Consider the following 22504-nt stretch of genomic DNA (forward strand, 5'->3'; position numbering starts at 1 on the left):
ATATCTTAGCCTCCTCGCCAGTCACCTCACCCGATCGAGTGAGGTCCGGGAACGCGGAAGGCAAGGCCCATGCTCGTTCTCCTGGGCGTCCTCGTGGTCGTGATCGGCTTCGCCACGAGGCGCAACCCCCTGCTGGTCGTCGGTGTCGCGGGCATCGCCACCGGGCTGCTCGGCGGGCTCTCGCCGCGGCAGGTGCTGGCCGCCTTCGGCACCGGCTTCGCCTCCAGCCGGGCCGTGACGATCTTCGTGATCACGCTTCCCGTCATCGGCCTCCTGGAGCGCTACGGACTCCAGGAACAGGCCCGGCGGCTGATCACCCGCTTCGCCGGGCTCACCACCGGCCGCTTCCTGGCCCTCTACCTGCTGCTCCGGCAGCTCACCGCGGCACTCGGCCTCATCAGCGTCTTCGGACACGCCCAGACCGTGCGCCCGCTCGCCGCCCCCATGGCCGAGGGCGCGGCCGAACGGCGCCACGGGCCGCTGCCCGACAAGGCCCGGGAGAAGGTGCGCTCCTTCGCCGCCAGCGCCGACAACGTCGGGCTCTTCTTCGGCGAGGACGTCTTCCTGGCCGTCGGCTCGATCCTGCTCATCACCGGGTTCGTGAACACCACCTACCACACCCACCTCGAACCGCTGCAGCTCGCGCTGTGGGCCGTCCCCACCGCCCTGTGCGCCCTCGCCGTCCACGGCTGGCGGCTGCTGCGCCTGGACCGGACCCTGGCCGCCTCGGCCGCCGGAGCCGACGCGTGCGAGACCCCCGACCGGAAGGCCGCCAAGTGATCAAGGCAGAGTGGTTCTACTGGCTCGTCGGCGGCATCTTCCTGGTGATGGCCGCGCAGATGCTCGCCGACCGCAGCAACCCCAAGCGGCTGGGCACCGCCGCCTTCTGGGGGCTGATCGGCCTCGGCTTCGTCTACAGCACCTGGGTCGTCGACAAGTCGGCGCCGCCCGAGCCGCTGGGCGCCGCCGTCCTCGCCATGGCCGCTCTCGCGGGCTTCGGCTTCACCGGGCGCGGGGTGGCCCGTACGACGACGCCCGAGGAGCGGGCGGCGAGCGCGCTGCGGTTCGGCGGCAGGCTGTTCGTGCCCGCCCTCACCATCCCCGCCGTGGCCCTGGTCTGCGCGGTCGGCGTCAAGAAGCTCTCCCTGGGAGGCGAACCCGTCCTGCAGAAGGGCAGCGAGACCATCCTCGGACTCGGCATCGGTGCCCTCGCCGCCCTCGCCGTGGGGATGGTGATGCTGCGCGAGCGGCGGATCACCGTGCCCGTGCACGCCGGACGCTCGATGCTGGAGTCGATGGGCTGGGCGATGCTGCTGCCGCAGCTGCTCGCCACCCTCGGCTCGATCTTCTCCGTCGCGGGCGTCGGCGACCAGGTCCGCCGGATCACCACCGCCGTCCTGCCGGACGGCTCGGTCCTCGTCGCGGTCGTCGTCTACTGCGTGGGGATGTTCCTCTTCACCATCGTCATGGGCAACGGTTTCGCCGCGTTCCCCGTCATGACCGCGGCGGTCGGCTGGCCGGTGCTGGTGGAGCAGGCGCACGGCAACGCCTCCGCGGTCCTCGCCGTCGGCATGCTCGCGGGCTTCTGCGGCACGCTGGTGACGCCCATGGCCGCGAACTACAACGTCGTGCCGGCCGCCCTGCTGGAACTCAAGGACCAGTACGGTCCCATCAAGGCTCAACTGCCCACCGCGGTCGTCCTGCTCGGCTGCAATATCGTCATCATGGCCGTCTTCGCCTTTTAACCCTTTACGACATCGTCTGACGTCATATGGCGCCTTATGGCGTCACTTGTCCTCCAGGGAGCGCCCCGCGATGACCCGGGTACTGCTGACCGGTTTCGAACCCTTCGGCGGCGAAAGCCTCAACCCCTCCTGGCAGGCCGTACGCGCCGTCGCCGTCGACCCGCCCCAGGGGATCGACGTGCACGCCGCCCAACTGCCCTGCGTCTTCGGCGACGCCATCGACGCCCTGTACGACGCCGTCCGGGAGACCGGGCCCGACCTCGTCGTCTGCGTCGGCCAGGCCGGCGGCCGCCCCGACCTGACCGTCGAGCGCGTCGCCGTCAACATCGACGACGCCGTCATCCCCGACAATCTGGGCGCCCGGCCCGTCGACGAACCCGTCGTCCCCGGCGGCCCGGCCGCCTATTTCGCCACCCTCCCCGTCAAGGCGTGCGTCGCCGCCGTCCGCGACGCGGGACTGCCCGCCTCCGTCTCCCAGACCGCCGGCACCTTCGTCTGCAACCACGTCTTCTACGCGCTCATGCACCTCGCCGCGACCGAACGCCCCGGTCTGCGGGGCGGGTTCGTCCACGTGCCGTACGCGCCGGAACAGGTCACCGGCCGGGCCCTGCCGTCACTCCCCGTGGCCACCGTCGCCGAGGCGCTGCGTATGATCGTGATCACCGCCGCGCACCGGACCGAGGACGTCCGGGCTGTGGGCGGCGCCACACACTGACCGCGCGGGCCCCGGCGCCCGGCCCCCGCGCCCGTGCCGTTTCGTCCGTTGTCGGGGTGAGCGCCTACTCTGTGCGACGTGACTTCTCCAGCCCCGGCGGCCGTTCCGCCCCAGCTCAACGGGCCGACGCGACCGGCCCCGGGTCCGGCCGCCGACGAGGGCCTGGCCCGCCGGCTGCGGGCGCTCGCCTGCACCGCCCCGCTGCACGACCTGGACGTCCGCAAGGCCAACCTGGCCGGCGAGTACGGCGGCTACGCGATGGCGGAGGTGGCCCTGGCCGCCATCGACCTGGTCACGCTCAACATGGACTTCGACACCGGCGCCGACCACGAGCAGATAGTGGCCAGACTGCTGCCGCGCGTCGCCGCCCAGGAACCGCGCCGGACCGCCGCCGAGCACGAGCGCGTCGCCCGCTGGGTGCTGGAGAACCTCATCAACGTCGGCAGTGTCGACCGCGGCTTCCGGGCCGTCTACGGCACCTTCGGCACCGACGGCGCGTACGTCCGGCGCGACTACGACTTCAAGCTCATCGAGGAAGTGCCCGGCCCCGGCGGCACCGTCTTCCTGCGCACCACCGACGAGGCCGTCAACGTGCTCGTCGGCGCCCTCGACACCGACGTCACCAGCGCGCAGATCGCCGCCGAGGTGAAGCTGGAGGTTCTCATCAGCCGGGGCCGGCTCGCCGACGCCCAGCTCGCCGCGGAGCAGGCCCGCTACCGCACCGTGCAGTACGCGGAGACCCTCCGCAAGACCCTCGACGCCACCCGCCGCAACGTCCGGGCCGTGGACTGGCTGCGCGCCGTCCCCGACATGATCGCCGAGGCGCTCGACCACGTCGCCGACCGCTACCGCCACGAGAACGCGATCCTCACCAACATCCGCAAGGCGCGCGACGAGGCCGAGGAGCCCGAGAACAAGCGGCGCGCCGCCGAGCTGGTCGACATCGTCAAGGACTGCATCCGCCGCCACACCCAGCTGCAGTCCCGGCTGCTGGAAGCCGGCCCCCTCTTCCGCGCCGAACAGGACCGGCAGGCCTTCGCACCCCCCGCCGCCCGCGCCGGCCTCGACCTGTACGGGCAGCTCCTCGCCCCCGTCCTGCCGCTCCCGCTCGAGCGGGCCGGCCGCGTCACCGACGCCTTCTTCACCCATGGCACCGGTCTGCGCACCCCGGTGTCGGTCCGGGTGGGCGACCTGGTGGAGATGCTGCTGACGCCGCCCGCCGAGCGCGAGCACCTCGGCGCGGAGATGCCCGAGCCCGACCTCATCGCGACCCCGGACGACAGCCGCTTCAGCGAGGAGCAGCTCGCGAGCGCGATGGAACTGCTCGACCTGCCGGCCGACGCGCCCCGCCGCCTCTCCGGCCTCCTGGCCGACGCCCGCCGCCGCGACCCGGACCTGCCCTACCTCGTCGCCCTGCTGGCCGTCCACGCCGCGAGCCCCTCCGTCGGCACCGCCTACCGCCAGGGCGAACAGACCCTGCTGTTCGCCGTCGACGACGGCACCCCGCTCGACGACATCGAGTTCGGCGGTGCCGACCTCATCGTCGGCAAGGCCCTCCTGGACGCGGCGGGCATGGCGGCCGACCGCGCGGAGGCGTCGTGAGTGCCGTGCGGCTTCCCGCCGTGGCGGATGGAGACACCACGGTCCTGCCCTTCTCCCGGCCACCGCTGGGAGGCGCTCCCGGTTTCCCGGGGGCATGCCCCCCGCTGACGGGAAGGGGCGGGACCGGGGAAGAACTCCCGCCGCCACGGCGAGCCACCACCGCGGCGCGGCCCGGCGGTGCCGAACCGACCACGACCCATGAAACCCCCAGCAGGAGCACCGACCGTGACTGAGTACGACGCCGAGGACCCGGCGCAGCCCGACGCAGCTGACACGGAACCGGTACGCGGTAGTGGCAGCGTCACCCCCGCCGACGCCGCCGACGCCGCACGGCTCATCGCCTTCGGGCTCCAGCCCAAGCTGCTGCCCGCCCGCGACGCCGAGTACGCCGAACTGCTGCGCCGCCACCGTGACGACCCCGCCTTCGCACGGCTCGCGGACGCCGTGGCCGCCGGGCTCGGGCTCGTCGTGCTGGAGGTGTCCACCCGGGCGGGCATGGCCGTCACCGCCGCCGAGGACTCCGTCTTCGCCGTCCGGATGGGCGACTACGCCCGCCGCGCCACCGCCGACTCCGCCGACCGGTTCCTGCACGGCCTCGCCCACCTCGCGGTCGCCGCCATGGCCTTCCCGCGCCCCGAGGACCTCGCCGACGACGGTTACATCGGCCGCGTCACCGTCAACGGCATCGACGCGTTCGTCCGCCAGGCCTGCCGCCGGCTGGAGGAGAAGGCCGCCGAACAGGGCGAGAACACCGACCCCACCACCGACGCCCCCGGCCTCGAAGCCGCCTGGCGGGTGTACGCGCGACGCAGCGCGACCGGCGCCACCAAGGACGCCCGCCGCCTCGCGGGCTCCACCACCGGCATCATCGCCAAGGCCGTCGCCTTCCTCGTCGACTCCGGCTTCCTCCAGCGCACCGGCGACGACGCCGGCGGCGCCTACCGCACCACGCCCCGCTACCAGCTCCAGGTCCGCGACATGGCGGGCAGCGCCGCCATGGCCGAGCTGCTGGAACTGGGCGTCGTACCCGTCGGCGACGGCAGCGCCACGCTGCTGCCGCCCGACGACGCCGACGCCCTCGACCTCGTCGCGGACGCCGGACTGCCGTTCTTCGAGAACGAGTTCGAGAACAAGTAGCGCCCCCGCGCGCCGACGCGGAACGACACAGCCCCCCACCGCTTCCTGACCACCGCCCGTCACGACAACGAGAGTCCGCCATGTACGAGCTGTCCCGGGTCCGCCTCTACTCCATCGGGCCCGCCGGTGCGCGGTACGCCGACACCGTGCTGGACCTGCGGAGCGTCGGCGCGCCGGTGCCCCACCCCGCGCCCGCGCAGGCGGAGTTCTTCGAGGACGAGCCCGTGGGCCCGCCGCGCCGCCCCGCGCCCGCGGGCGTGCTCTTCCTGGAGAACGGCGGCGGCAAGTCCGTCCTCCTCAAGCTGATCTTCTCGGTGATGCTGCCGGGCCACCGCAACACCCTGGGCGGCGCCAGCTCCGGCGTGCTCCGCAAGTTCCTCCTCGCCGACGACTGCGGTCACGTCGCCCTGGAGTGGAGCCACGTCCTCACCGGCGAGTCCGTGGTCGTCGGCAAGGTCAGCGAGTGGCGCGGCCGCCAGGTCTCGGGCGACCCCCGGAAGTTCGCCGAGGCCTGGTACTCCTTCCGGCCCGGCCCCGGCCTGAGCCTCGACTCGCTGCCCGTCGCCGAGTCCACCGCCATGCGCGGCGGCACCGACGGCGGCTCCGGCGCCCGCGGCCGGCGCCGCACCATGAAGGGCTTCCGCGACGCCCTCACCGAGGCCGGCAAGGCCTACCCGCACCTCGACGTGGTGTGGGAGGAGATCCACGAGCGCTGGAACGAGCACCTCGGCGAGCTGGGCCTGGACCCCGAACTCTTCCGCTACCAGCGCGAGATGAACGCCGACGAGGGCGAGGCCGCCGGCCTCTTCGCCGTCAAGAACGACTCGGACTTCACCGACCTGCTGCTGCGCGCCGTCACCGACACCCGCGACACCGACGGCCTCGCCGACCTCGTGCACGGCTTCGCCCACAAACTGGGCCGCCGCGCCGAGCTGACCGCCGAACGGGACTTCACGGCCGGCTCACTGGATCTGCTGACCCGGATCGCCGACTCCGCCGCCCTGCGCGAGCAGGCGCGCGGCGTGCACACCGGGGCCGAACGCCGCACCCGTGTCCTCGCCCGCCGGCTCTCCGCGCGCGGCGCCGAGGAACGCGGCCGTACCGCCGAGCTGGCCGAGCGGGTCGCCGCCGCCGCGCAGGGCGTCACCGACGCCGAGACCGAACGCGGCCGCCGCTCCCTGGTCGCCGCCGAGCTGGCCTACCGGCACGCCTCGCTGGCGCTCGCCGCCGCCGAGAAGGCCGCCGCCGCCCAGCGCCGCGAACTCCTCGACGCCCGCACCCTGCACTCCGCCTGGCAGGCCGCCGAGACCGTCCTGCGCCACCGGGCCGCCGCCGACCGCTCCGCGCGCGTCGCCGCCGCCATCCAGGAGGCCGAGCGGGACGCGGCCCCCGCGCTGGCCGCCCGCGCCCAGGCCGCCACCGAACTCGTCCGGGCCCTCAACACCGCCGCCGAGGAAGGCGAGCGCGTCGCCAACGAGGAGGAGGAACGCTCGGCCGCCCTCCAGGAGACGAGCGAGGCCGCCCACCGCGACGCCACCTCCGCCGCCACCGAGGCCCAGCGCGCCCGCAGCGAGGCCGGCCACCTGCGCCAGCGGCTCGCCGAGGTCGAGCAGGAGACCGCCGAGGCCGTCCGCGCCGGCTGGCTCGACGACACCGCCCCCGACGCCGACCCGGCCAGGGCCGCGCTCGCCGCCAGCGACGCCGAGAAGCCCGCGGCCGCCGCCTACGAGAGCGCCCGCGAAGCCGCCCGCCAGGCAGCCGAGCGCGCCAAGGAGGCCGCCGCCGCCCAGGCCCGCACCGAGCTGTCCGCCGCCCGCGCCGCCGACGCCGCCACGGCGGCGGAGTCCGCCTACGACGCCGAGCGCCGCGCCGCCGAGTCCCTCGGCGCCGACCAGCGCATCGTCGAACTCCTGGGCCTGCCCCAGCCGACGGCCGCCGGACAGGTACCCGGACCGCGCTCCGGCACCGCCCCCGCCGACACCACCGCGCCGCCCGCCGCCCGCCGCACGGCGGACGGCCCCCTGACGGCCGAGGAGCTGGACCGCAACGCCGACGCGCTGCGGGAAATGCTCGACGCGAGCGTCGCCGCCTCCGAACGGCAGATGTTCGACCTGCGCACCGCCGCCGCCGACGACTCCCGCATCCTCGGCGCGCTCGGTGACGGCGGACTGCTCCCGCCCAGCCCCGACGTCCTCGCCACCGTCGAATACCTCGGCGAGCACGGCATCCCCGCGCTGCCCGGCTGGCGCTACCTCGCCCAGGCCGTCGACCCGGCCGAGCACGCCACCGTCCTCGCGGCCCGGCCCGAACTCGTCGACGGCGTCGTCATCACCGACCCGGACGCCCACGCCCGGGCCCGGGACGTACTCGGCCAGGCCTCGCTGCTGCCCCGCTCCGCCGTGGCCGTCGGCACCACCGCCGCCCTGCTCGCCCCGGCACCCGAGCCGGAGACGAACGACGGCTCCGCCCCCGGCGTCTTTCTCGTGCCCCCGAACCCCGCCATGCACGACGAGCGGGCCGCCGACGACGAACGGCACGCCCTGCGCGCCCGGGCCGCCGCCCGGGACGAGGAGATCCGGGCCATAGCGGCACGGCTGGCCGGCGACCGCACGCTCGCCGCCCGGCTGGCGTCCTGGCGCGCCGGCTGCCCGGCCGGACGGCTCGCCGAGCTGGCCGCCGAGGCCGAGCGGGCCCGCACCGCCGCCGACGACGCCCAGGAGGAGCTGGCCGAACTCCGCGTCGCCCGCGCCGAGGCCGACGAGAACGCCGCCGAAGCCGCCCGGGTACGCGACGAACGGCAGGAGACCGCCCAGCGCGCCCGCCGGGTCGCCGACGCCCTCGCCGGACTCGCCTACCGGCTGCGCGAGCGTGCCGCCTGGCAGTCCCGGCTGCGCGAACTCGCCGAGGAGGCCACCGAGGCCGAGGAGCGGGCGGCGGTCTGCGTGGACCGCGCACGCGCCGCCGACGAGGACCGCCGCGCCGCCCAGCGCGCCGCCGACGACGCCCGCCGCACGGCCCGCGCGCTGCGCGCCGAGCGCGCCGAGATCGCCGGCGCCCCCGACGAGGTCGCGGCCGACGCCCCGGCCCCCACCGCCTCGCTGCCCGCCCTGCGGGAAGCGCACCGCGCCGCCTCGCAGCTCTACGAGAAGGTCGGCGTCGGCGCCGACCTGCGCGCCGAACAGGCCCGCGCCGAAAGCGACGAGAGCGCCGCCCGCGCCGAACTCGACCGCCTCACCAACAAGGTCCGCACCCGCGCCGCCCAGCTCCTCGAAGGCACCGACGGCGCCGACGGCCCGTCCCGGCAGGCCGCGGCGGCCCGCGCCGAAGCCCTCGTGCAGATGCTGGAGACCCGCGCCTCCACCGCCAGCGAACAGCTCGGCCGGCTGCGCGGCGAGGCCGAGCGGCTTGCCCCCGCCGACGGCGACACGCACACCGAACTGCCCGCCGAACTGGTACCCGCCGACGCCGACCGGGCCAAGGAACTGCTGCGCACCGCCACGGCCGAACTCGCCGCCGGCACCGACGCCCTGGAACGCGCCCGCACCGCCCACGGCGACCTGCTGCGCTCCCACCGCGCCGCCGAGGACGCCGCCACCGGCTTCGACGACACCGCCGCCCTCCTGCGCGACCTGCTCCGCGACAACACCCCCGACGACGACGGCGAGCAGCCCGAGCCGTACACCGGGACCCTGGAGGAGGCCCGGCAGGCCGCCGCGGAGGCCCGCCGCTCCCTGCGCGGCTGCGCGGGCGAGCTGTCGGCCGCCGAGTCCGCCGTCCGCGAGGCCAGTGACGTCCTCGTGCGGCACGCCAACTCCACCCGCTACGAGCAGGTGCGCACCCCCGCCCGCCAGCAGATCCGCGAGCTGCCCGCCGCCGCCCTGCCGGAGCACGCCCTCGCCTGGGCGGAGGCCTTCGCGCCCCGGCTGCGGGTACTGACCGACGAGCTGGAGCAGCTGGAACGCAACCGCGACAGCATCGTCGACCGGCTGCGCGGCCTGGTCGAGTCCTCGCTCACCACACTGCGCTCCGCGCAGCGCCTCTCCCGGCTGCCCGAGGGCCTGGGGGAGTGGTCGGGCCAGGAGTTCCTGCGCATCCGCTTCGAGGACCCGGACCAGTCCACCCTCACCGAGCGACTCGGCGAGGTCATCGACGAGGCGACCAGCTCGGCCGTCAAGAAGAACTCCGACCTGCGCCGCGACGGCATGTCCCTGCTGCTGCGGGGCGTCCAGGCGGCGCTGCTGCCGCGCGGGGTGGCCGTGGAGATCCTCAAGCCGGACGCCGTGCTGCGCGCCGAGCGGGTGCCGGTCCGGCAGATGGGCGACGTGTTCTCCGGCGGCCAGCTGCTGACCGCGGCCATCGCCCTGTACTGCACCATGGCCGCCCTGCGCAGCAACGACCGCGGCCGCGACAAGCAGCGGCACGCGGGCACGCTGTTCCTCGACAACCCGATCGGCCGCGCCAACGCCACCTATCTGCTGGAGCTCCAGCGGGCGGTCGCCGACGCGCTCGGCGTGCAGCTCCTCTACACCACCGGCCTCTTCGACACCACGGCCCTGGCGGAGTTCCCGCTCGTCATCCGGTTGCGCAACGACGCGGACCTGCGCGCGGGACTGAAGTACATCAGCGTCGAGGAACACCTGCGCCCCGGCCTGCCCCAGCAGGACCCGGACGCCGAACCGGTCCACGGCGAGATCACCGCGACCCGCATGTACCGCCGCCCGACGGAGGAACCGGCGCGAACCAACGCGTAACGCCTGGCCGGCGGTGCGCTGTTGTCCTCAATCGCCGGACGGGCTCGATCAAGCCCGTCCGGCGATTGAGGACGCGCCCGCAGGGCGCCCGCCGCCGCAGGCGGCAAAGACCGGCCCGTGGCCAACGCTCCGCCGGCCAGGCCTACGCATCAGGCAGAGGCAGAGGCAGCCGCCCCAGCCGCGCGGCGGCCCCCGGGTACCGGCCGTAACGCCCGCGCAGCAACCGCTCCACCTCGTCCCGCAGCCGGCACAACCCGTCGAGCTGCCCGCCGGGCCTACGCATCGCCTCGTCGATCGCCAGCAGCTCCTCCGCGGGCACCTGGCTGACGTACGTCCGCAGTTCGGCGAGGTCGAGCCGGCGGTTGAAGTCGTGCACCGCGTCCCGCCAGCGGTGCAGCAGCGCGATCAGCTCGTCGTGCCCCGCCTCGGAGAACGCCCCGGACACCAGCGCCGCGTCCGTCGCGGACTGCACGAGCCGCGGATAGACCCGGGCCCGCGGGGCCAGCGGGTCCTGGGGCAGGAAGCTCTCCCCGGTCAGCAGCTCGGTGTTCTTCACCAGCTCGTCGGCGAGCGCGCACAGTGCCTGCGCGCGCCGCTCCCGCGCGGCCGCCCGCCGCTCCGCGTACACCCCGGTGATGGCCGCGACGAGGGCGAGGCCGGAGGCCACGGGCTCGAAGCGGCTGCCCGGGTCCGCGGCGACGGTCAGCCACCACACGCACGTACCGAGCGCGAACAGCAGACAGGAGATCGTGGCGGCGGCGAAGAACTGCCGGCTGAACCGGCTGACGATCTCCGCCGGTCGTCCTTCCGGGCGTCGCATCGCGGGCCGTCAGTCGCGGAACGGATTGGGCCCGGCGGGCCGCCGCCCCGGCACGGGCGGCGCGTCGGCGCACTGGAGCATCAGCAACGCCAGCCCGAACGCGGGCCGGTCGAAGGCGGCCTGCCCGACGTCGTGGGTCTCGCCCACCTTCGTCACCCGCGCGTCCACGAGCATCTTCTCCAGCCCGGCCGGGGTGTATTTGCGGCTGAGCAGCAGCCGGATGGTGTCCTGGTCGGGGAACGGCACCGTGCTGCGGTCGGGCAGCGTCAGCTCCAGCGGGCCGCCCGTGCGGTTGCGGTACACGACCTTGATCTTCAGCGCCCGGTCGTCCTCGACCAGCCCCTCGCAGGTGAGGCTGTTCATGTCGATCTGGAGGTCGGTGTACTGCATCAGGGCGCTGGTCACGAACTCCCTGAAGCGCGGGCTGTTCTCGTATTCGTGTGCCGCCGCGTGCGCCGCCGCCTCGTCCTGCCCTGCCGTGCTGGCCACCTCCAGCAGAAAGCGGTCCTGCGGGCGCAGCAGCTTCTCGGCGAGCAGGGCCAGCAGCTGGGTGTCGTTGTCGAAGTTGGCGAGCGTGTTGCCCAGCAGGGAGTACAGGACCGGCTCGTCGCCCACCGCGTGCCGGATCAGGGTGCACAGCCGGTCGAGATTGGCGGGCATCGAGAAGTCCAGCTGCACCGGCAGCACATCGGCGGGCGGCACGTGCAGATGCTCCAGCGCCTCGCGCTGGGCCAGCCGCAGCATCTCGGCGCTCACGTCGACGGGGATGTAGCAGCCCGAGCGGCCCCGGCTGTCGAGGTATCTCAGCAGCGCCTGGTCCTTCTGGCCGGTGCCCGGCCCCAGGCTCACATAGTGCAGCGGACCCTCGGGCAGCGTCTGGGTCATCGCGCGCCAGCGGCGGCTGAACGAGCCGATGCTCTCCCGCATCACCGGGTAGTACAGGTCGTTGCACGCGTGGGCCCACGCCACCGTCGACTCCAGCCCCCAATAGGAGAAGCCGGAGGTGATGCGCTTGCCCGAGCCGCTCGGATCCGGCCCGTGCCGCAGCCCCGCGGTCACCTGCGCGAGCTTGCCCGACTGCTCTTCGCCGACCAGGCACACCGTCCAGCCCGGGTCCCCGAGAATGGACGGAATCCGACGCACTGCCTGTTCCCGATCCGACATCGTGACGCCCCCTCCGGCCGGCCGCCGCGCACGGCCGACGCACCGTCAACTCACGAAACTACCCGCCCGTTGACGATCAGGGGAAGCGTGGTCGGCGTGCTCGGCGCATCGCGCGCGCCGAACTGCTGGGCACCGACACCACACCATGGCGCTGACGCCACACCTGCCGGGTCACCCACACATCCAGCACCCCCCACGTCGCGGCCACCACGCTCGCCACCGCACTGAGCAGCGCGGGCAGCGCGAGCCAGGAACCGGCGAGGGCGAACAGCGTCGCCACGATGGCCTGCACCAGCGTCACCGCGATGAGGAGCACCGCGCGTACCGCGGAGTCACGGACCGGATCGGGCATTCTCGGCCGCTTGGCGGGCTCCTCCACCCACAACGGCCTGCGCGGGTACGACCGGATGTCGCGATCCTGGTTCATGACGGCTCACCTCCCCCATTGGCTGCCCCGTCCGGGCCACTTCCAAAAGGATTCCAAAACGATCCAAAAGCATTCCAACAGTGGGGGAATCGGGTGTGACGCCGTCGTCGTCCCCTCCGGCACGCCCCTTCGAAGAGCGATCGACCAGGCCCGATGGTTCCCGTGGGGAGGGTAATTCCAGCCAGTTCGGCCGGTTGGGCGACCCACCGGAAGCGGCCCCCGGGCCACCGCGGCGTGGGGGAAAGTCGGGAATCATCGGACAACTGATGACGCCCGGACCGCCGCAGCCGGTTCGACGGCCGCACTGGTCTTCGAGCACAGCGCAGCGCAGTAGTAGGCTCACGCCGCGTTATCCGTCGGAACACCACCCCCGCGCGCCGGGGTTCACGTAGGGGAGGCCATGCGCTTTCGCGGGAAGTCGATCCGCCGGAAGATCGTGGCGTTGCTGCTGGTGCCACTGGTGTCCCTGACCGCGCTGTGGGCCTTCGCCACCGTGATCACGGGCAGCGAGGCGATGCAATTGCTCGGCGTCGCCGACGCGATGCGCAAAATCGGTTACCCCGCCGACGACCTGGTGCGCGCCCTGCAACAGGAACGCCGCCAGGCCCTCGTCCACCTCGCCGACCCGCGCCGCTCCGACGCCCAGGCCGCCCTGCGCCAGCGGCAGCGCACCACCGACCGGATGGTCGCCACCTTCCGCTCCGGCGCCGCCGACGGCGTCCGCGACGAGGTGGACGACACCGCCCGGGCCCGCTTCACCGCCATCGAGAAGAGCCTGGAGACCATCGAGACCATCCGCCGCAAGGTCGATGACAACACCGTCTCCCGGTACGGCGCCTTCCAGGCCTACAACGACCTCATCGAGCCCTACTACGCCTTCCTCGGCAGTCTGAGCGCGGTCCAGGACGACGACCTGGACCGCGAGGGCCGCGCCCTGGTCGGGATCACCCGGGCCCGCGAGGCCGTCTCCCGCGAGGACGCCCTGCTCGCCGCCGCGTTCGCCGCGGGCAGCATGAGCCGCCAGGACCTGCGCGCCTTCTCCGACCACGTCGCCGAACGCCGGGTCCTCTACAACAACAACCTGCCCCTCCTCCCCGTCACCGACCAGAAGATCTACGAGGACTACTGGCGCGGCGCCAACGCCCAGGCGCTGCGCACCGCCGAGGACGCCGTGATCCTCGCGGGCGCCTCCCGGGCCACCCACACCGTCAACCCCCAGCGCTGGCAGAACACCATCGGCCCCGTCCTCGACGACCTCGGCCGGATGGGCATCGACGCCAGCAACCGCTACGCGGACCGCGTCGAGCCCGTCGCTGTCGGCGTCCTCTGCAAGGCCGCCGCCGCGGGCGTCCTGGGCCTCGCCGCCCTCGTCTGCTCCCTCGTCGTCTCCTTCAAGATCGGCCGCGGTCTGGTACGGGACCTCGGCCGGCTGCGCAAGGACGCCCACGAGGTCTCCGGCATCCGGCTGCCCAGCGTGATGCGCCGCCTCGCCGCCGGCGAGACGGTCGACATCGAGACCGAGGCCCCCCGCCTCGAATACGGCGCCGACGAACTCGGCCAGGTCGGCCAGGCCCTCAACACCCTCCAGCGCGCCGCCGTCGAAGCCGCGGTGAAACAGGCCGACATGCGCCGCGGCGTCTCCGACGTCTTCGTCAACCTCGCCCGTCGCAGCCAGGTCCTGCTGCACCGCCAGCTGACGCTCCTCGACACCATGGAACGCCGCACCGAGGACACCGACGAACTCGCCGACCTCTTCCGCCTCGACCACCTCACCACCCGCATGCGCCGCCACGCCGAGGGCCTCGTCATCCTCTCCGGCGCGGCCCCCTCCCGGCAGTGGCGCAAACCCATCCAGCTGATGGACGTCGTCCGGGCCGCGGTCGGCGAGGTCGAGGACTACAAGCGCGTCGAGGTACGCCGGCTGCCCCGGCTGGCCGTCCACGGCCCCGCCGTCGCCGACCTCACCCACCTCCTCGCCGAACTCCTGGAGAACGCCACCGTCTTCTCACCGCCGCACACCGCGGTCCAGGTCGTCGGCGAGCGGGTCGCCAACGGCTTCACCCTCGAAATCCACGACCGGGGCCTCGGCATGGCCCCCGACGCCATGCTGGAGGCCAACCTCCGGCTCGCGGAGACCCCCGAGTTCGAACTCTCCGACACCGACCGCCTCGGCCTGTTCGTGGTCAGCCGGCTCGCCCAGCGCCAAGGCGTACGGGTCTCCCTCCAGTCCTCCCCCTACGGCGGCACGACCGCCGTCGTCTTCATCCCCACCACGCTGCTCGCCGAGACGGCGGCGGGCCCCGGAGCGGGCGGGCCGGGCAGGGGCCGGGCGCGCGGCGAGGACACCGGCGCACACGCCGCCCCGCCCAAGGCGTCCGCCGAGCGGGGTGGGACACCCCCGCTCACCCGCCGCCCACCACTGGCCCCCGTGCCCCCGGCCCTCCCGGACCCGGACGACCGTCCCGTGCGGGGCTGGGCGGCCCGGAAGAACCTGCCGGTCGAACTCGAACCACCGCTCTCCCTCTTCGACGACGAGGCGGACGAGAGCTGGCACGACGGCGAGAACGGCTGGCCCATCCCGCACCACGCCAAAGCGGCCCCCGGGACTCCTCCGGCCAAGGACCCCGGTGCCGAGCAGCACCACCAGGCGAACGACGCACCCGCCCCGCTGCCCCGCCGCAGGCCCCCCGTCCTGGTCACCGACCACGGGCGGCGCCTCGACGACACCGACCCGGACGGTCCGCCGGACGTGACGCGCGAGCCCGCCAAGGACACCGCCGGTGAGCCGGACGAGGAGCGGACGCCGACCGGCGGACTGCCCCGGCGCGTACGACAGGCCAGCCTCGCACCCCAGTTGAAGGACGGCCCGCAGGACCGGCCCGGCCCCGCCCCGCCACCCGCCGACCCCCGCCCCCCGCGCGACGCCGACGAGGTACGGGCCAAGATGGCCGCCCTCCAGCGCGGTTGGCAACGCGGCCGGGAGGAGAATGAGGCGAACCCACCGGGAACAGCAGCACCAGGAACAACATCTGAGGGGGACGGTCGATGACCGCACCGAAGGCCGCGATACGCACCGCACCGACCGGGCGGAGCAGCGGATCACCGACCGGCACGGGAGAGCTGAGCTGGCTCCTCGACGACCTGGTCGAGCGCGTCGGCAGCATCAGCAAGGCCCTCGTCCTCTCCGGCGACGGCCTGCCCACCGGCACTTCGAAGGGCCTCACCCGCGAGGACGGCGAACATCTGGCCGCCGTCGCCTCCGGCTTCCACAGCCTCGCCAAGGGCGTGGGCCGGCACTTCGACGCCGGCGACGTCCGCCAGACCATGGTCGAGCTGGACGAGGCCTTCCTGTTCGTCACCGCCGCCGGCGACGGCAGCTGCCTGGCCGTGCTCGCGGACGCGGAGTCCGACATCGGGCTGGTCGCCTACGAGATGACGCTGCTCGTCAAGCGTGTGGGCGCACACCTGGGCACCGCTCCGCGGACCGGCGTGGCCGCCGACGAGTGACGGCCGGCATGACCGGAGACGGCACCGCCTCCGCCCGGGGCGCACCGACACCCCCCGGGCCCCCCGCCCCCGCCCGGCCACGGCCCGGGGCGGGGGAGCCCGCCGCCCGCTGGTACGACGACGCGGCGGGCCCCGTCGTACGCCCGTACGCGATGACCCGGGGGCGCACCCGCAGCGCCGCCGAGGCCAAGCTCGACCTGATCGCGGTCGTCGTCGCCGACGAGAGCCTGGCCGACCACCCCGGCGGCGCGCACGCCATCGCCGACCAGACGCTGTCCCCGGAACACCTCGACATCGTCGACCTCAGCCGCGACGCACCGCAGTCCATCGCCGAACTGTCGGCCGGGCTCGATCTGCCGGTCGGTGTGGTCCGGGTCCTCGTCGGAGACCTGATCGACGCCGAGCTGGTCCGGGTCTCCCGGCCGGTCCCCCCGGCGGAACTGCCCGACGAGAGCGTGCTGCGCGAAGTCATCGACGGACTGCGGGCACTGTGACCCCACCGCCGCCCCTGAGGACTTGTGGGGGCGGTGGTCCGTGCGGAACGATCACATCCACGGGGGAGCGCGATACCGCACTGAACCTGAAGAGGAGGAACAGACCATGGTGTTCAGGCGCTCCGACCGGGGCCGCATACGGTCCGCCAGCGATCCGGTGACCCTCAAACTCCTGGTCGCGGGCGGTTTCGGGGTGGGGAAGACCACGCTCGTGGGCGCGGTGAGCGAGATCAGGCCCCTGCGCACCGAGGAGGTCCTCACCGAGGCGGGCCGCCCCGTCGACGACACCCACGGCGTCGAAGGCAAACGCACCACCACCGTCGCCATGGACTTCGGCCGCATCACCCTCCGCGACGACCTGGTGCTCTACCTCTTCGGCACCCCCGGCCAGGACCGCTTCTGGTTCCTGTGGGACGAACTGGCACAGGGCGCGCTCGGCGCGGTCGTCCTCGCGGACACCCGGAGGCTCGCCGACTGCTTCGCCGCCGTCGACTACTTCGAGCGGCGCGGCATCCCCTTCACCCTCGCCGTCAACGTCTTCGACGGCGCCGTCCGCTACCCGGAGGAAACCGTCCGCGAAGCCCTCGACCTGGACCCCGAGGTCCCCGTCGTGATGTGCGACGCCCGCGAGCGCGACTCCGCCAAGCGGGTCCTGATCTCCGTAGTCGAACACGCCATGACCACGAGCACGGCACGCCGCCGGGCGGCGGCGGTGTAAATCCGTCGCCGCCCGGCGGGCGCAGGCGGCCCGCAGCCAAAGGGCCAAGCCCAGCCGAATCCAGCCCGTCCGGCGATTGAGGACGCGCCCGCAGGGCGCCCTGCCGCCGCAGGCGGCGAGACCGGCCCGCAGCCAAAGAACCGCCGGCAGGCGAGCCGCAGCCAAAGACCCGCCGGCAGGCGAGCGGCAGCCAAAGACCCGCCGTCCCGAGCGAGCCGCAGCCAAAGAACCGCCGTCCCGAGCGAGCCGCAGGCTAAACGGCCCAGCCAAAACTCCGCTCCACGGCCCGGCGCCAATGCCGGTACTCTTCCTCCCGCACCGACGCCTCCAGCCGAGGCGTCCACTCGGCGGCACGCCGCCAGTGCGACCGCAGCTCGTCGAGGTCCCGCCAGACACCCGTGGCGAGCCCCGCCGCGTACGCCGCGCCCAGACAGGTCGTCTCCGAGATCACCGGACGGATCACCGGCACCCCCAGCACATCGGCCTGATGCTGCATCAGCAGACCGTTGGCCGTCATGCCGCCGTCCACCTTGAGCGAGGTGATCCGCACCCCCGAGTCCTGATACATCGCGTCCACGACCTCACGCGTCTGCCAGCTCGTCGCCTCCAGCACCGCCCGCGCCAGATGCGCCTTCGTGACGTATCCCGTCAGCCCGGTGATCACCCCACGGGCGTCGGAGCGCCAGTACGGCGCGTACAGGCCCGAGAACGCGGGGACCACATACGCACCGCCGTTGTCCGGCACGCTCGCCGCCAACGGCTCGATCTCGTCGGCGGAACGGATCAGCCCCAACTGGTCGCGGAACCACTGCACCAGCGAGCCGGTCACGGCGATCGACCCCTCCAGGCAGTAGACCGGCGGCCGGTCACCGAGCCGGTACCCCACGGTCGTCAGCAGCCCGTGTTTCGACGCGACGGGCCGCTCTCCGGTGTTCAGCAGCAGGAAACTGCCCGTGCCGTAGGTGTTCTTGGCCTCGCCCACCCCGAAGCAGGTCTGCCCGAAGACCGCCGCCTGCTGATCACCGAGCGCCGACGCCACCGGCACCCCGGCGAGCCGCCCGACGGCATGCCCGTACACCTCCGAGGACGACCGGATCTCCGGCAGCACCGCCTCCGGGATGTTCATCGCGGCCAGGATCGCGGGATCCCATTGGAGGGTTTTGAGGTTCATGAGCATCGTGCGCGAGGCGTTGGTGACGTCCGTGACGTGCACGCCGCCGTCCGTGCCGCCCGTCAGATTCCAGATCAGCCACGAGTCCACGGTGCCGAACGCGATCTCACCGTTCTCCGCCCGCCGGCGCAGCCCCGGCACCCCGTCCAGCAGCCAGGCGACCTTGGGCCCGGAGAAGTAACTGGCCAACGGCAGACCGGTGGCCTCCCGGAACCGGTCCTGCCCGGCCGTACCGCCCAGCTCGTGACAGAGCGCCGACGTACGGGTGTCCTGCCACACGACGGCGTTGTGGACGGGCTTGCCCGTGGTGCGGTCCCACAGCACCGTCGTCTCGCGCTGGTTGGTGATGCCCAGCGCGCTCAGCTCGTCGGCCCGCAGCCCCGCCCGGGCCAGCGCCCCCGCCACCACCGCCTGCACCTTCGTCCAGATCTCCGCCGCGTCGTGCTCCACCCAGCCCGGCCGGGGAAAGATCTGGCGGTGCTCACGCTGCTCGACGGCGACGATCGCACCCGCCCGGTCGAAGACGATGCAGCGGCTGGAGGTGGTGCCCTGATCGATCGCGGCGACGTACGAGTCCGTCATGGCATCTCCTGACTCGGTGGTCCGAACGGGCAGTGTTCACCCGACGTGACGGAGCGTCAAGGCAGGGAGCGGCGGGAGACGGGGAAGTCGAAATAGGTGTCCGGGAACGGCTCCGCGCGGTAGGTGTAGTGCCACCACTCCTCGGCGAGATTGGCGAAACCTGCCTCCTCCATCGTGGACTTGAGCAGCATCCGGTTCGCCCTCCGCACACCCGTGACGCGCGGATCCGCGGTGTGCGACAGCGTGTCGAAGCAGTCGTACCCGGTGCCCATGTCGACGGAGTTGTCGGGGAAGCGCCGCTCCTTCGGCGCGTAACAGGGCACCAGCCGCTCCCCGGGGACGTACGGGCGGGTCGGCACGGTCGGCAGTCTCACGATCGTCAGATCCAGGGTGCTGCCCCTGCTGTGACCGGACTTCTCGGCGATGTAGCCGTCCAGGAACAGCCGCGACTTCGCCACGCGGGGATAGAACTCGTCCCGCATCCGCACGTCGTCGAGGTCCTTCGCCCACGCCACGAAGTCGTCGACCGCGCGCTGCGGCCGGTAGCAGTCGTAGACCTTGAGGCCGTAACCCCGGCGCAGCAACGACCGCTGAGCCCGGCGCAGGGCCTCGGCGGCGGGCCGGGTGAGCAGACACAGCGGCCGGCGATAGCCGTCGACGCGGTGGCCGGTGAAGTTGTGCGGGGTGAAGTAGCGCATCTCCTGGAGGATCGTCGGATCGACGTCGGAGAGCGCCACGAACTCCTTCGGCGGCCGCGGTTCCGGCTGCGCCTGGGCCAAGGGCGCGGACGCGAGGGCGACGACAGCGGCGACGGGAGCGACGAGAGCACGCAACAGGGCGGAGAGTCCGGACATGCGGTCCAGATAACCAGCGTGGAGGAGACGCGCGGAAGGGGCAGGGAAGGCCAACGTACTGCGGCGGCGGGCGCCCCGTGGGCGGTGTCCTCAAACGCCGGACGGGTTGCTGTGCGGCTGAGCTCAGCCACACATCAAGCCCGTCCGGCGTTTGAGGACACCGCCGCGCAGCGGCGGAGCGCGGCGCCCCGCGGCCCGCGGCCCGCGGCCCGCGGACAGGCTAGCGCCCAGCGCCCCCGCGCACACGCACCCGGTACGCCACCACCTCCGCACCCTCCTGCTCCACCGTCACCACCCCATCCCGCGCCCGCGTCGAGAAACGCACCGCCTCCGGCTCCTCCCAGCCGTCACCCGCGTCCTCGATCAGCACACCGCCGCCCGTGCGGCCCGGCGCCGGCGCCCACACCTCCAGCTCCACCCGCCCGTCCGCGCCCGCGACCGGCACCACCGAACCCGCCCGCGCCAGCACCGGAATCCGGGACAGCGGAGCGTCCAGCAGCACCTGCCCCGGACCCTCGTGCGCCCGGCCCGTGGCCGTGTCGTACCAGCGCCCCCGCGGCAGCCGCACCGCCCGCCGGTCCGCGCCCTGCTCCAGCACCGGCGCCACCAGCAGCGAATCGCCCAGCAGGAACGCGTCCTCGCAGTCCCGCAGCGCCCGGTCCTCCGGCGAGCGCCACCACACGGGCCGCACATACGGCGCCCCGGTACGCCGCGCCAGATGCGCCAGCGTCACGAAGTACGGCAGCAGCCGCATCCGCTCCCGCAGCGCCACCGACGCGTGGCCGAGGATCAGCCCACCGAACTCCCACGGCTCCCGCCGCCCCGCCCCGATGGCCGCGTGCGTACGGAACAACGGCAGATACGAACCCAGCTGGAACCAGCGCAGATACAACTCCGGCGACGGCGAACCCGTGAACCCCCCGATGTCCGGCCCCGAGTACGGCACCCCGCACAACCCCAGTCCCAGCACCAGCGCCAGCGACGCCCGCAGCCCCGGCCACCCCGTCGTCACATCACCCGACCACGTGCCGCCGTAACGCTGCATCCCCGCCCAGCCCGAACGGGAGAAGAGGAACGGCCGCTCCCGGGGCCGCAGTGCGCACAGCCCCTCGTACCCCGCCCGGGCCATCGCGAGCCCGTACACGTTGTGCGCCTCGCGGTGATCACCACCCCGGCCCTCCAGCGCGTGCCGGGCCGAGCGCGGCAGCGTCGGATCACCGAACGCCGCGAACGACACCGGCTCGTTCATGTCGTGCCACACCCCGGAGAACCCCTGCGCCAGCCGCTCCGCGTACAGCCCGCCCCACCACGCGCGCACCCCCGGATCCGTGAAATCCGGGAAGACCGACTCGCCCGGCCACAGCTCACCGCGCACCTCCCGGCCCCGCCCGTCCCGTACGAAGGCACCAGCCGCCACCCCGCTGTCGTACTCCGCGAGACCCGGCTCGGCCTTCACCACCGGATCCACGATCGACACCAGCCGGACCCCCTGCTCCCGCAGGTCGGCCGCCAACCCCGGCAGATCCGGAAACCGCTCCCGGTCCACGGTGAAGACGCGATGCCCCCAGTAGTGGTCGATGTCCAGGTGCAACGCCGACAGCGGCAGCCCCCGCTCCCGGTAACCGGCCACCACCCGCCGCACCTCACGCTCACTGCCGAAACCCCACCGCGCGTGATGGTGGCCCAGCGCCCACGACGGCGGCAGCGCCGGGGCGCCGGTGAGCGCCGCCCACGCGTGCAGCACCCGCGCGGGCGTGCCCGCCATCACCCAATAACGCACCGGGCCGCCGTCCATCCGCAGCTCACCACGGCCCGGCCGGTCGTGCCCGGACCCCTCGCCCTCCTCGCCCTCCCACAAGGTGACCCGCCCGTCCCACGAATTGTCGTGAAACACCAAATGCGTCCCCGCGTCCGCCACCACCAACTGCACCGGCATCGTCACGTACAGCGGATCGTCACCCGGCTCGAAAGCGCCCCCCGGGTCGGTGTTCCACAGCCGGTACGAACCGGTCCGCAGCCGCGGCCCCGCCGCCCGGCCCCCGAGACCGAAGAACCGGGCGTCCGCCGCCACCTCCGAGCGCTGCACCCACCGGGAACCCACCGCGCCGCCGGGATCGCGGCCGGAAGCAGCCGCGGACGAGCCGGGCAGCGGGCCCGCCCGGAGCGAGCCACCGGCTGCCGCAGGACCCCGCAGAGCGACCGGCACCGGCTCCCACCACCGCGGCGGCAGATCACGCCGCAGCATCACCCCGCCCGGAGTCCGCACCTCCACCACCCCGCGCCTGGACACCACCACCAGCACCCGCTCGGACACCACCCGCCAGCCGCCGTCGGTGTCCGGCTCCAGCACCGCCCGCTCGTCCGCCTCCGGACACGCCCCCGCCAGCGCGTACGACGGCTCCGGAGCCGCCCCGTCCCAGCCGCAGAACACCGCCCCGCCCACCGCCACCCGCACCCGCAACGACGACCGCGCGAACCGCACCACCCCACCACCCGGCTGCGGCTCGGCACCCACCGCCTCACCGGGCACCCGCGCCCGCCCCGCCCCGGGCGGCGGCAGCTCCACCGCATCCGCGCGCCACCGCCGCCACGCCGACCTCACCGACCGCAGACCCCGCGCGGACCCCACCGTCCGCACCGCCGCCACCGACCTCACCGACCGCACCAGCTCACGCGCATCCATGCAGATCACCCTGCCACCGCCGACACCGGGCGCGCGGCCCGTTCAACTCCCGTTCACCCGCACCGATCACCCACCGCGGACCGCGCCGGTGCCACCGCGGCGTGAGATGGGCCGCCGAACCCTGGTGCAGGAGT

15 protein-coding genes and 1 pseudogene are annotated in these 22504 nt (G+C 73.7%); 10 read left to right on the forward strand and 6 right to left on the reverse strand.

The window, feature by feature from the left end; translation table 11 throughout:
* The first annotated feature begins 69 nt into the window (after positions 1 to 69).
* From ACZ6MA_RS32120 to ACZ6MA_RS32145, 6 genes are all read left to right on the forward strand, one after another.
* Positions 70 to 780: a DUF969 domain-containing protein gene (locus ACZ6MA_RS32120; protein WP_469438235.1), complete on the forward strand. Its 711-nt coding sequence runs from the start codon at positions 70 to 72 to the stop codon at positions 778 to 780.
* Positions 777 to 1745 carry a DUF979 domain-containing protein gene (locus ACZ6MA_RS32125; protein ID WP_469438237.1) on the forward strand — a complete coding sequence of 323 codons (969 nt, stop codon included), beginning with the start codon at positions 777 to 779 and terminating at the stop codon, positions 1743 to 1745. Before ACZ6MA_RS32120 ends, ACZ6MA_RS32125 begins: the two co-directional genes overlap by 4 nt.
* A 70-nt stretch (positions 1746 to 1815) precedes the next feature.
* Positions 1816 to 2460 (forward strand): pyroglutamyl-peptidase I, encoded by a 645-nt coding sequence (gene pcp / locus ACZ6MA_RS32130; RefSeq protein ID WP_469438238.1) that lies wholly within the window; start codon positions 1816 to 1818, stop codon positions 2458 to 2460.
* Between the two features lie 78 nt (positions 2461 to 2538).
* Positions 2539 to 4062 (forward strand): hypothetical protein, encoded by a 1524-nt coding sequence (locus tag ACZ6MA_RS32135; RefSeq protein WP_469438240.1) that lies wholly within the window; start codon positions 2539 to 2541, stop codon positions 4060 to 4062.
* A 225-nt stretch (positions 4063 to 4287) separates the two neighbouring features.
* Positions 4288 to 5199, forward strand: coding sequence for a hypothetical protein (locus tag ACZ6MA_RS32140; RefSeq protein WP_469438242.1), 912 nt, complete (start codon positions 4288 to 4290; stop codon positions 5197 to 5199).
* Between the two features lie 80 nt (positions 5200 to 5279).
* The gene (locus ACZ6MA_RS32145) at positions 5280 to 9950 is read left to right on the forward strand and encodes a coiled-coil domain-containing protein (RefSeq protein ID WP_469438243.1); all 4671 of its coding nucleotides are present in this window, start codon (positions 5280 to 5282) and stop codon (positions 9948 to 9950) included.
* Between the two features lie 142 nt (positions 9951 to 10092).
* Here the strand turns inward: ACZ6MA_RS32145 and ACZ6MA_RS32150 are convergent, their stop codons facing one another.
* The 3 genes and pseudogenes from ACZ6MA_RS32150 to ACZ6MA_RS32160 all read right to left on the reverse strand — a co-directional run.
* Positions 10093 to 10770 (reverse strand): hypothetical protein, encoded by a 678-nt coding sequence (locus tag ACZ6MA_RS32150; RefSeq protein ID WP_469438245.1) that lies wholly within the window; start codon positions 10768 to 10770, stop codon positions 10093 to 10095.
* Positions 10771 to 10779: 9 nt separating this feature from the next.
* Complete coding sequence (locus tag ACZ6MA_RS32155; protein WP_469438247.1) at positions 10780 to 11913, reverse strand: L-histidine N(alpha)-methyltransferase; 1134 nt, start codon at positions 11911 to 11913, stop codon at positions 10780 to 10782.
* A gap of 112 nt (positions 11914 to 12025) precedes the next feature.
* Positions 12026 to 12361: pseudogene (locus ACZ6MA_RS32160) on the reverse strand (hypothetical protein); the annotation flags it as partial.
* Positions 12362 to 12761: 400 nt separating this feature from the next.
* On the opposite strand from ACZ6MA_RS32160, the gene ACZ6MA_RS32165 reads away from it, so the two are divergent.
* The 4 genes from ACZ6MA_RS32165 to ACZ6MA_RS32180 all read left to right on the forward strand — a co-directional run bounded on the left by ACZ6MA_RS32165 (position 12762) and on the right by ACZ6MA_RS32180 (position 17080).
* Entirely contained in the window at positions 12762 to 15410 is a 2649-nt protein-coding gene (locus ACZ6MA_RS32165) for a nitrate- and nitrite sensing domain-containing protein (protein WP_469438249.1), read from the forward strand.
* Positions 15407 to 15868 (forward strand): roadblock/LC7 domain-containing protein, encoded by a 462-nt coding sequence (locus ACZ6MA_RS32170; protein WP_469438250.1) that lies wholly within the window; start codon positions 15407 to 15409, stop codon positions 15866 to 15868. The genes ACZ6MA_RS32165 and ACZ6MA_RS32170 overlap by 4 nt, the downstream gene beginning before the upstream one ends.
* Before the next feature lie 8 nt (positions 15869 to 15876).
* Positions 15877 to 16362, forward strand: coding sequence for a DUF742 domain-containing protein (locus ACZ6MA_RS32175; protein WP_469438252.1), 486 nt, complete (start codon positions 15877 to 15879; stop codon positions 16360 to 16362).
* Between the two features lie 106 nt (positions 16363 to 16468).
* The gene (locus tag ACZ6MA_RS32180; protein ID WP_469438254.1) at positions 16469 to 17080 is read left to right on the forward strand and encodes a GTP-binding protein; all 612 of its coding nucleotides are present in this window, start codon (positions 16469 to 16471) and stop codon (positions 17078 to 17080) included.
* A gap of 253 nt (positions 17081 to 17333) precedes the next feature.
* Here the strand turns inward: ACZ6MA_RS32180 and glpK are convergent, their stop codons facing one another.
* The 3 genes from glpK to ACZ6MA_RS32195 form a co-directional block, all read right to left on the reverse strand.
* Positions 17334 to 18833 (reverse strand): glycerol kinase GlpK, encoded by a 1500-nt coding sequence (glpK, locus tag ACZ6MA_RS32185; protein WP_469438256.1) that lies wholly within the window; start codon positions 18831 to 18833, stop codon positions 17334 to 17336.
* Positions 18834 to 18889: 56 nt separating this feature from the next.
* Positions 18890 to 19687 carry a M15 family metallopeptidase gene (locus ACZ6MA_RS32190; protein WP_469438258.1) on the reverse strand — a complete coding sequence of 266 codons (798 nt, stop codon included), beginning with the start codon at positions 19685 to 19687 and terminating at the stop codon, positions 18890 to 18892.
* A gap of 220 nt (positions 19688 to 19907) precedes the next feature.
* On the reverse strand, positions 19908 to 22370 hold the full coding sequence (locus ACZ6MA_RS32195; RefSeq protein ID WP_469438259.1) for a glycoside hydrolase family 31 protein: 2463 nt from the start codon (positions 22368 to 22370) through the stop codon (positions 19908 to 19910).
* Positions 22371 to 22504: the final 134 nt, after the last annotated feature.

The sequence above is a fragment of the Streptomyces sp. NPDC042259 genome (genome assembly GCF_055582085.1).